Consider the following 8,990-nt stretch of genomic DNA (forward strand, 5'->3'; position numbering starts at 1 on the left):
CCGACATAAACAGGCACTTTCCACCTGGCTTGAAACTCATCCGCATCCTTAAGCATCTGTTCCAATCGTTGTTTATTCCATAGGACACTTTCAATTACAGAGGGATAAGACAAATTAATTTTCTTCTTAGCGCTAGCCAAATCAGTTCCTGCAATGTTGAAAACTCCCTGATGCGTAAAATCCTGGGGATAGTAAAAATGAGCACTATATATGATATGCAAATCAGGCAAAGGGGACAGGTTTTTAAATCCGCTAAATAAACTGCCAGGCCCAGGTTCAAAAATAATCCAGGTATAGGGATCTATTTTTCGTATGGCCCTAACAATTGATAAAGCCAATGGCCTCCATTGCCGGGTTACCGCTGGCAATTGAGACCTGTCTAAAGGTTCATTGAGAATATCATATCCCCAAATAACATCCTTATAGGGCATTAAACGTTTTGCGATATCTGACCAAACCTTGCAAAAGGTTACTTTTAAGTCTTTACGATTCCAGAAGTCGGCCTGGTCAAAATTTTTAACATTTTGGAAGGGAGGTTGATGAAGATCTACAACGACCTTTAAACCTGACCGTTGCGCCTGTTTGATTTTTTCTTCAAGTTGGTCTAAGAATGAAGGCCATGCAGCCCAAAATTCCTTTTGCATTCTGTCTGCATATCGTGCCGGATAAATCTGTACCCTGATTACATTTGCTCCCCATGCACGTGCATCGTCACAATCTTTTTGACTGAATGCTTCATTCATCATAAACCCTCTGACAATTGAAGGAGAGGGATGTTCTTTAGAAAACAGGGAAGAATCCGGAAGCATTTTCAATGTACCATTTCTATTTTCAGAATTTACTGAAACACTATTAACAAACAGAAACAACAACAAAAATATGCTATATCCATTAATTTTTTTCATTTTTTCCATTTTTTATTCCCAACAAAATCGACGCCAGAAAAGGAAAATTGTGATGAATCATTCTTGGTATTCCTATAATATGGAGAATACATTTTAGCAGATAGAGTACCTCTGTCTGGATCGACTTCAAGTATACGGAGATATCCTCCCCCATTATCTTTCCCCTGATAGTCCTGTAATATCTGATATATGTGATTTCCATGCGCACCTGCGCTCTCAAAATGACCAGAGGAACCCAAATGGCCACATAATACCAAGCGGACGTTAGCATATTGTTTAATCAATTGATCATATATAGCCTGAGGACTTAAATTTCCATAACCGGCATTATCTTTTCCTATACTTCCCTTTCCATTTAGAAAATAATGGGTCATGACAATCACATTATAATTTGGATATTTTGAGATGATTTTACCTGCCCAGAGGATAGGTTCCTGTCTGGGGCAAAATTCCAATGTGAGCACTAACCATTTCAACCCTCCAGCCTTGAACAAGTAATAAGCATTATCACTTTTATTTTTCTCAAACCTGCCTTTTTGTGCAGTAAATCGTTTAACCGGGAAAAAGGAATTAAACTTTGAGGTTTTTCTTAAATTCTGATTTACATTCCCAGGTGCAGCACTTCCGCTGTGTTCACCAACCGCTTCAGTATCGTGATTCCCTAAGGTAATGGCATAAGGAATTTTCGCATGATCGAGTAGTTCAAAACCTTCGCTTGCCCTTTTATAATGGTCAATGTTGTTGAAATCAACGATATCACCAACATGTAAGACAATAGGAATATGCAATGAATCTTTTTTATCTGCTATCCATTGCATCTGACTTGTAAACATATCCGGATTATAATTGACTTCACATTGAGAATCAGGGATGATCACAATATTAAATTTTTGTGAAAAAGCAACCGGGGGAATAAAGGAAATGATTAAAAGAAAAATAACATTTATTTCCCATCTAAAAATTAATTTATTTTCCATAAATATTCAATATTAACGAGTTATGAATTTGCAATTTAAACCATCAATAATCTTTTATCAATAAATATTCAAATTGACGTTTTAAAAATTAATACAAGAGTATGACATTTTTGAGTTCCTTTTTTGCATCAAATATTCACAACTTGATTTTGAGACTTTAAGAATAGTTGAGAAATAAATGTTATTTTTTTAGGATTATAGATTTTTTTCAATCACTTACCCGAAACAACGCTTTTAATAACCTTCAAATAACTTCCATCAGGATCACCTTTAGTAGGCATTAAATACCCTCCTTCGCCAAGTTCATTCCAGGCATAAACCAGAACCATACGTTCCCTGGTTGTTTGTTTGGGATGTTCGTTCATCCAGTTAACAGCATCACTTAAGAAGCTATGAAACTCAGCAGGAGTACGATGAGGAAAGTACCAACCCTCTTTTGCACCGCCTATTCCATGCCCGGTTTTATCCTCCCAGGGCCGTTTATCCCATCCTACAGTAACTTCAGGTAAATAGGGCTGTTTTTCTGTTCCTATCCATTGTTTTTTGTGCGTATCGACCAATTCCTTGTAGGGATGTTCTTCGTGACCGGCGACATATCCGGGATTCATGTTATAATGTGTTCTGATATCAAAATTTTTATCTGTGGTATTTCCACAACCAGCAATTGTCAAACCAGCTAATCCATGTTTTTTGGCAACATTTTGCATCATGGCTATGTCCTCATTGTCTATCCCGGAAGTATTAAAAATAATAACCAAAGGTTTACCATTTACTTTAACATATTGAGGATCTTTAAAATATTGCATCCAAAAATCAGCTGCTTTTTCCCAGTTTTCAACCCCTTTAATCTCTGAACCCTGATGGTTGGCGACCAAGAGACAGAACTTCATCCTTTTTTTATTTTTTGCTTTCAAATAGAAATTCATACTGGAATGAAGGGTGAGCTTATTAATGCCTTCAGTATTTATTGGCCCGTTAGAATCCCTCCAATACCAACAATATGCGAAAAAGTTAATCCCATTATCGGCAGCCAAATCAATTTGTTTTTCCATAATAGCCTGAGAGTCATCTCTCCAACCCCAAACCGGTTCCCTGTCCGAAAATTCTTCAACCATCCTGCGGGTTAAATGGGTTGGCGCAGTCTTTGCCCAGGGTTCATCCGGATTATTGGCATTACTATTTTTACCAGCCCAACCGTCGAAATAGTAAGCGCCAACTATTACTTTTGTTTTTTGCTTCTTGGGACCACTATTGCTTGTCCAAGCTGACAAAACGAACAGCCCTAACGTTAAAACCATCATTGAAAATACGTTGATTACTTTTCCATAACTTATTTTTTGGGAAAAGGAAGGTTTGTTAACTAGATTTTTAATTTTTAATCGAAATAGCTCTTCAGATTTTTTCATGGTTTTGAGTTTTTATTTATTTTTTGTCTATCAATATTATATGTTTTGTTGACAATTAAAATCCTCTACTTAATCTCAATTTCGTACCATACGGTTTGATATTCCGGGCTTATATTAATTTTCGAATTGCCGTCCGAATCTTTCTCAACCGGAACTTCGCTTTTCCTTTCTCCCTGCGGATCAAGAGCATAACATTTAGTCGTTTTAGTATTAGGCGGCAAAGTAATAGAGGCCGGAATACCCTCGACATATACCTGACCTTTGCCCCAATCAGTGAGTTTAATCTGTTTGTCCGACATTTCTTTAATAACCATGCCTTTGTTTTCGATTAATCCAGTTGCAGCAAGTAAAATCCTGGATGGATGTTCTGATTGACCAAAACCGGCAGCATTCTGTGAAACAAGTGAAACAGTAGCCCAACCCAAACGGGTTTTCCCAATAGTCATTGAAACATCACCCAAACGGATTAGCCTTCCAGCCGGGAAACCGGTAAAAAGCTTGGTGTTTTTTGTATTGACCGTGAAATAACCAGCGCCAGGCTGTTCCACATTCCAGGTCAACTCATGTGTATCGCTTACAAACACCTTCTGGTCGGCTTTAACTTTTTCTACTCTTATCGGGTCGGTGCCCTGTTTCCCGGAAAAATCTACAGCAGTTTTGTGAATTAACGAAAGCCTGGAATTAAAACCTGTTGCATCGATCCCTGCACATACATTCTTAGTCAAGATTAACCTGTCAAAATAAGCCGGATAATCAATTCCTCCAATTACTGAAGACCTTGCTTCCTGCACGTCGCCTCTCAGATAAATAGCAGCACAGGCGGGGAAATGGGCCAAGATATCCGTACGGGCCACCATGCTGAAGAAATAATTATTGTTGTCGGGTTCCGGATCGGCCCGATGATTATAGGTATATTCAAATACTCCATCCCATCCCTGCAAACGTCCATAGGCACGAAGCATAGGCTGGCTTTCAGCTCCATACTGATTGGGAAAGGGATGATTATATTCGCTGACAGTATACGGCTTCCCTTGAACCCTTTGGTTAGCCAACCCCTGTATACAAGCCATTGAATTGACCATGGATTCGTTGTGGATTTCCCAATTTGTATCCACAGGGGCCGGATGGCACCAATAGGAATGGTTATCTACATAATCGAGTTGGGCCTGAACAAACGAAGGGCCATATCCTAATTGTGTTCCCGATATTACAGATTTGACCTTTAAATCATTTTTGAGATAATTATACATCCCCAACCAATATTTTTGCTCCGTGTCGACCAGAAACTGATAAAAATCCCGTAACTCTTGTTCAGGAACAAAATCATTAAGCCTGACAACAGGGACAGAACTACTTTCAATTTTGGCTGTTTTTTCAACATGATATTGGACTCCCGACCGGAACGATAAATCATCGATTTCAAATTCACCTTGATTGAAACGGGTAATTTGAATTTGTGCCTGGTCAGAATTATCGCCTGCAACAAAGGGTACAATAATTTCCTCCCAAGTGCTGTCGACTTTTATTGTTTTATGTAGACCAAGCGACCTCCAGCCATTCTGGCCATCAGCAATGGCAAAGCCCAGTACTGTTTCTTCCTTGCCTTCCGTTTTTCTTATTCTGAATGAAACCGTATAAGATTGGCCTTTTTTTACCGATACAGTTCTGAATAATTTCGGAAAGAAATCGTTTGTTCTTACTTTAACATTGATTTTAAGAACACCATCCGACGATTTTATCTTTGCTTCGGATGAACCAGTGACAAATTTCCATTTATTGCCATCCATAAGTACTGGTTTCGTAAAAGTTCCTTCCGGAACCTGCTCGCTATACAATGCAACATTTTTGTATTTCCATGCTTTATGCAATAACTCTGTCGACCGGTATTTTTTCATTAACCAATCATTCCATTGTACTCGAAATTCGGTAGAGTATGGATCAGGAAGCTGGTCTATAGTTCCTTTGAGATATTGATCGAACAGTGCATTCTCATTATTAATTTCCACCATGGCAACACAGGGATCATCGGTATAAGCCAGTCCCGTATATTGATTTTCATGAGCCAGGAGCTTCCGTGCATATTCCTTTTGCAGTTCGATCATTCTGGGTTCGAAATTATCGAGGCCCTTATCTGCCCAGGGACATTTATCCTGATTAGGAAACCCATCCCGTTCGTCCCAGAAACGGGCCACATGAAGGTTGATATCCACATAGATGCCTGCTTTTTTGAAGACAGCAATCAAATAATCAAGTTTTTCCAATTGCGACAGATCCAAATTGCGCTGTGTCCTGTTGTCGTTGGCTATTAAACCATGTTCTTTTTCATTTCTAAAATTTCCATAATTATCATCCATGTAATGTAAACGGACACAATTAATTCCGAAACGCGCAAGCCGGGCAGCTAACCGGCCGGCCTGTTCGTGGGAAAGAAAATTCGCTGGTCCGGTCAGATTGGTTGCATGAAGACGAACTGCCCCTGTATCATTGACAAAATGGCCATTTTGGACACGAATACGCCCATGTTTCCCAGCAGGAGCATCAAGTAAATGTCCCATATTGGTTACATTTTCAGGACTATCATAAGAAATAAGGAAGGGAAACAGAGGAGCAAAATCTTTCTGAGCAAATACCGGTTTACCTATTAACCCAAATAAAATTGCTAAAAAGAAAAAATATTTTTTCAACATGTTTTTTATAATCAATGTCCACTATTTTTAAAATTCAAATCTAAAAATCCGAAAATTATACCAACCTTCCCTTACTTACCTAAAACAACATGACGAATTGCCTTCAGATAGGATCCATCAGGATCTTCAGCGCAGGGTGTAATCCACCCCCCTTCGCTGTATTCATTCCATGCATAAATCATGGCCAACTTATCCTTGGTTACCTGTCCCGGATAAGCATTCATCCATTTTACCAGGCGTTGGGCATAATTTTCCAATTCTGCAGGTGTGCCCCTATCGTAATGGGGAGAAAGATTAGTTGTTCCTATTTCACAGGGACGTTTGTCCCAACCCGCAGTTATTGTCGGAATATAGAGCATATTTTGTCTATCCGTCCGAATCCATTGAGCAACATTAATGTCCATGAGCTTTTGAAATGGATAGGTTACGTCTACTCCTATTCCATCAGCTGAATGAACGTTATATACTGCCTGAATCTGAAAACCATCAGCAGCAGAGCGAGTTCCACATTCAGCAACCAGTACACCAGGGAACCCGGCGTTACGGGCAGCTTCCTGCAAATAGGTCAAACCATCCTTGTCAGCACCCAAAGGTGAAAATATGATTACCAAAGGTTTGCCATCAACGAGCAGATAACGCGGATGCTTGAAATAAGTCTTGATCCAATAGTTAGCAGCCTGTTTCCAGGCATCTGTTCCTACAATCTCTGATCCGGTATGATTGGCAACAAGCAAACAAAACTGCATTTTTGTATTGTTTTTAGCAACCATAAACATTTGAAGGGAACTATTTTTAGAATCCTTCAATATTTCATCCACATTGATAGGCAGCTTAGTGTCATGCCAGTACCAGTCGAATGCGAAGTAGGATATTCCATTTTCTGACGCAAGGTTTATCTGCTTTTCCATGATTTCCATAGTGTCATCGCGCCATCCCCAAATTGGTTTGCGTCCCGAGAAGTCGGTACCCAGTAATTTCACGTAATGAGATGGCATACCCTTTGCCCATGCATTTGCAGTTGTTCCATCATCGTAGGGACATTTACCAGCCCATCCATCAAAATAATAGGCACCCAGTTTTATGGAGGGCGCCTGAGTAATATTATCCGATTTACATCCTCCTATGAGAACCAACACAGTAAATAAAAACAGATTAATATAACCTTCATTCTTAATTCTTTTGCATTCAAACATTCGATGAAAAAAGTCAAACAAAAAACCATTAAAACTCCTATAGTACTTTTTTACTTTCATCATTCATTCAATTAAATTTCTTATTGAGTAACCAGATTCTTTGGATTGATTAACATTCATTTTGAACACTTCAAACAGACATTAATTCCATTTTCAATAACTATTGATTTATAATTATAAATCAATAATTTATGTTATCCGATAAAGCAAAATTCCCCATATCATTATGATTCAGAATAATTAATTACTTTTCCGCTAATAATATTAAAAATGGCCCCGGCTGATTATAGAAATTTTGTCAGTATATTATTTTCTATTTTTTAATTTCGTTTTTTTCTTTATTCCACGATCAAAAACAACATGTCGAATTGCTTTTAGGTAAGCACCATCAGGATCGTCACGGCATGGTACTAACCAGCCTCCTTCACCAATCTCATTCCATGCATAAACCATTCCTATCCGATCCTTGGTTATTTGTTTTGGATTAGCATCCATCCAATCAACCATACGTCGCAGATAAAGTTCAAATTCATTAGCTGTTCCCCTTGCAAAATGGGGAGAAAGTCCTGCTCCCTGCCCCAAACCTTCACCATTTTTTGCTTCCCACGGACGTCTGTCCCAGCCCTGAGTAGCTGTAGGGATATAAAGCATATTGGGCCTGTCCGTTCTGTTCCACATGGCCACGTTCAAGTCGACTAAAGTTTTGTAAGGATAAATTTCTTCAACTCCCAATCCTTCCCTGGAGTGCACATTATATATAGTTTGTACCTGGAACCCATCGTCAGGTTTGCAATTACCGCATCCTGCCACCAGCACACCAGGAAATCCAGCTTTACGTGCTGCATCCTGAAGATAAGCCAAACCATTTTTGTCGGCCCCCTTAGTTGAAAAGATAATAATCAACGGCTTACCATCGACAAGCAGATAACGGGGATGCTTAAAATAATTTTTTATCCAAAAATCAACCGCTTGTTTCCAGGCATCCTGCCCCACTATTTCATATCCTGCATGGTTAGCCACCAATAAACAGAATTGCATTCTTTTGTTATTCTTGGCATTCATGAACATCTTCATGGGTTGATGAAGTGGATTATTTTCTATTTTATTAACATTAATTGGTCCTTTGTTATCCTGAAAGTACCAACAGTATGCAAAGAATGCCAAACCATTATCAGCAGCAAGATCAATCTGTCTCGACATGATTTCCGGGGAATCCTCACGCCAACCCCATATTGGGGTACGTCCATTAAATTCTGTCGCCAATTTCTTGGTAAAATGTGTCGGCATGCCTTTAGCCCATGCATGCTCTGGTTTACCATCGTCATATACAGATTTGCCTCCCCATCCGGCAAAATAATATGCCCCAAGTTTAATTACAGGTCTTGTCTTCTGGGCTATTGCGTTTGATGACCCAATAGCCATAATCAACATAATTAAAAGAATAGACTTTGTGTACAAATTTTTTAATAAGAAAAGATAAGTTGACATTCTATAAAAGGGAGCAGATATTACATGTTTAGAATTAATCCCGTACCTCTGTCTGAAAATAATTAATTCTGATTTTTTTTTATAGAAAGAATAGGAGTTAAATCGATTTTTTAAGGCAGAAAAAAAGTAGGTTTGTAGTAGTTTCATGGCTAACAAGTATAATTAGAGGAATATTTTTCATCAATATTCTCATTATTGATATTCAGTTTATCCGAAATTTCAACAATGAAAAAATCCTTCACTTCATATCAACTAAATGAATGATAATGAAAAAAAGAATGGAATTAAGAATTTAATTGAGGATTTGCTTAACAACAAATCCTCAATTAAAAAA

General features: G+C 38.5%; 6 protein-coding genes. All 6 read right to left on the bottom strand.

What is annotated here, in order from left to right; all coding sequences use genetic code 11:
- A partial coding sequence (locus Q8907_08685; protein ID MDP4274339.1) for a cellulase family glycosylhydrolase occupies positions 1-905 on the bottom strand: 905 nt, incomplete at its 3' end.
- Entirely contained in the window at positions 902-1,882 is a 981-nt protein-coding gene (locus tag Q8907_08690; GenBank protein MDP4274340.1) for a metallophosphoesterase, read from the bottom strand. The genes Q8907_08690 and Q8907_08685, both read right to left, overlap by 4 nt.
- A gap of 212 nt (positions 1,883-2,094) precedes the next feature.
- Entirely contained in the window at positions 2,095-3,183 is a 1,089-nt protein-coding gene (locus Q8907_08695) for a glycoside hydrolase family 99-like domain-containing protein (protein ID MDP4274341.1), read from the bottom strand.
- A gap of 170 nt (positions 3,184-3,353) precedes the next feature.
- A complete protein-coding gene (locus Q8907_08700; GenBank protein MDP4274342.1) occupies positions 3,354-5,975 on the bottom strand; it encodes a carbohydrate binding domain-containing protein in 2,622 nt (873 codons plus the stop codon).
- A gap of 71 nt (positions 5,976-6,046) precedes the next feature.
- Positions 6,047-7,231, bottom strand: coding sequence for a glycoside hydrolase family 99-like domain-containing protein (locus tag Q8907_08705; GenBank protein ID MDP4274343.1), 1,185 nt, complete (start codon positions 7,229-7,231; stop codon positions 6,047-6,049).
- Positions 7,232-7,474: 243 nt separating this feature from the next.
- On the bottom strand, positions 7,475-8,590 hold the full coding sequence (locus Q8907_08710; GenBank protein ID MDP4274344.1) for a glycoside hydrolase family 99-like domain-containing protein: 1,116 nt from the start codon (positions 8,588-8,590) through the stop codon (positions 7,475-7,477).
- Positions 8,591-8,990: the final 400 nt, after the last annotated feature.

Source organism: Bacteroidota bacterium (assembly GCA_030706565.1).
GTDB lineage: Bacteria > Bacteroidota > Bacteroidia > Bacteroidales > JAUZOH01 > JAUZOH01.

What these genes read in the sequence shown, in the direction of transcription:
- Q8907_08690 (MDP4274340.1), bottom strand. Translation starts at nt 1,882, where the DNA reads ATGGAAAATAAATTAATTTTTAGATGGGAAATAAATGTTATTTTTCTT.
- Q8907_08695 (MDP4274341.1), bottom strand. Translation starts at nt 3,183, where the DNA reads ATGATGGTTTTAACGTTAGGGCTGTTCGTTTTGTCAGCTTGGACAAGC.
- Q8907_08700 (MDP4274342.1), bottom strand. Translation starts at nt 5,975, where the DNA reads ATGTTGAAAAAATATTTTTTCTTTTTAGCAATTTTATTTGGGTTAATA.
- Q8907_08705 (MDP4274343.1), bottom strand. Translation starts at nt 7,231, where the DNA reads ATGATGAAAGTAAAAAAGTACTATAGGAGTTTTAATGGTTTTTTGTTT.
- Q8907_08710 (MDP4274344.1), bottom strand. Translation starts at nt 8,590, where the DNA reads ATGGCTATTGGGTCATCAAACGCAATAGCCCAGAAGACAAGACCTGTA.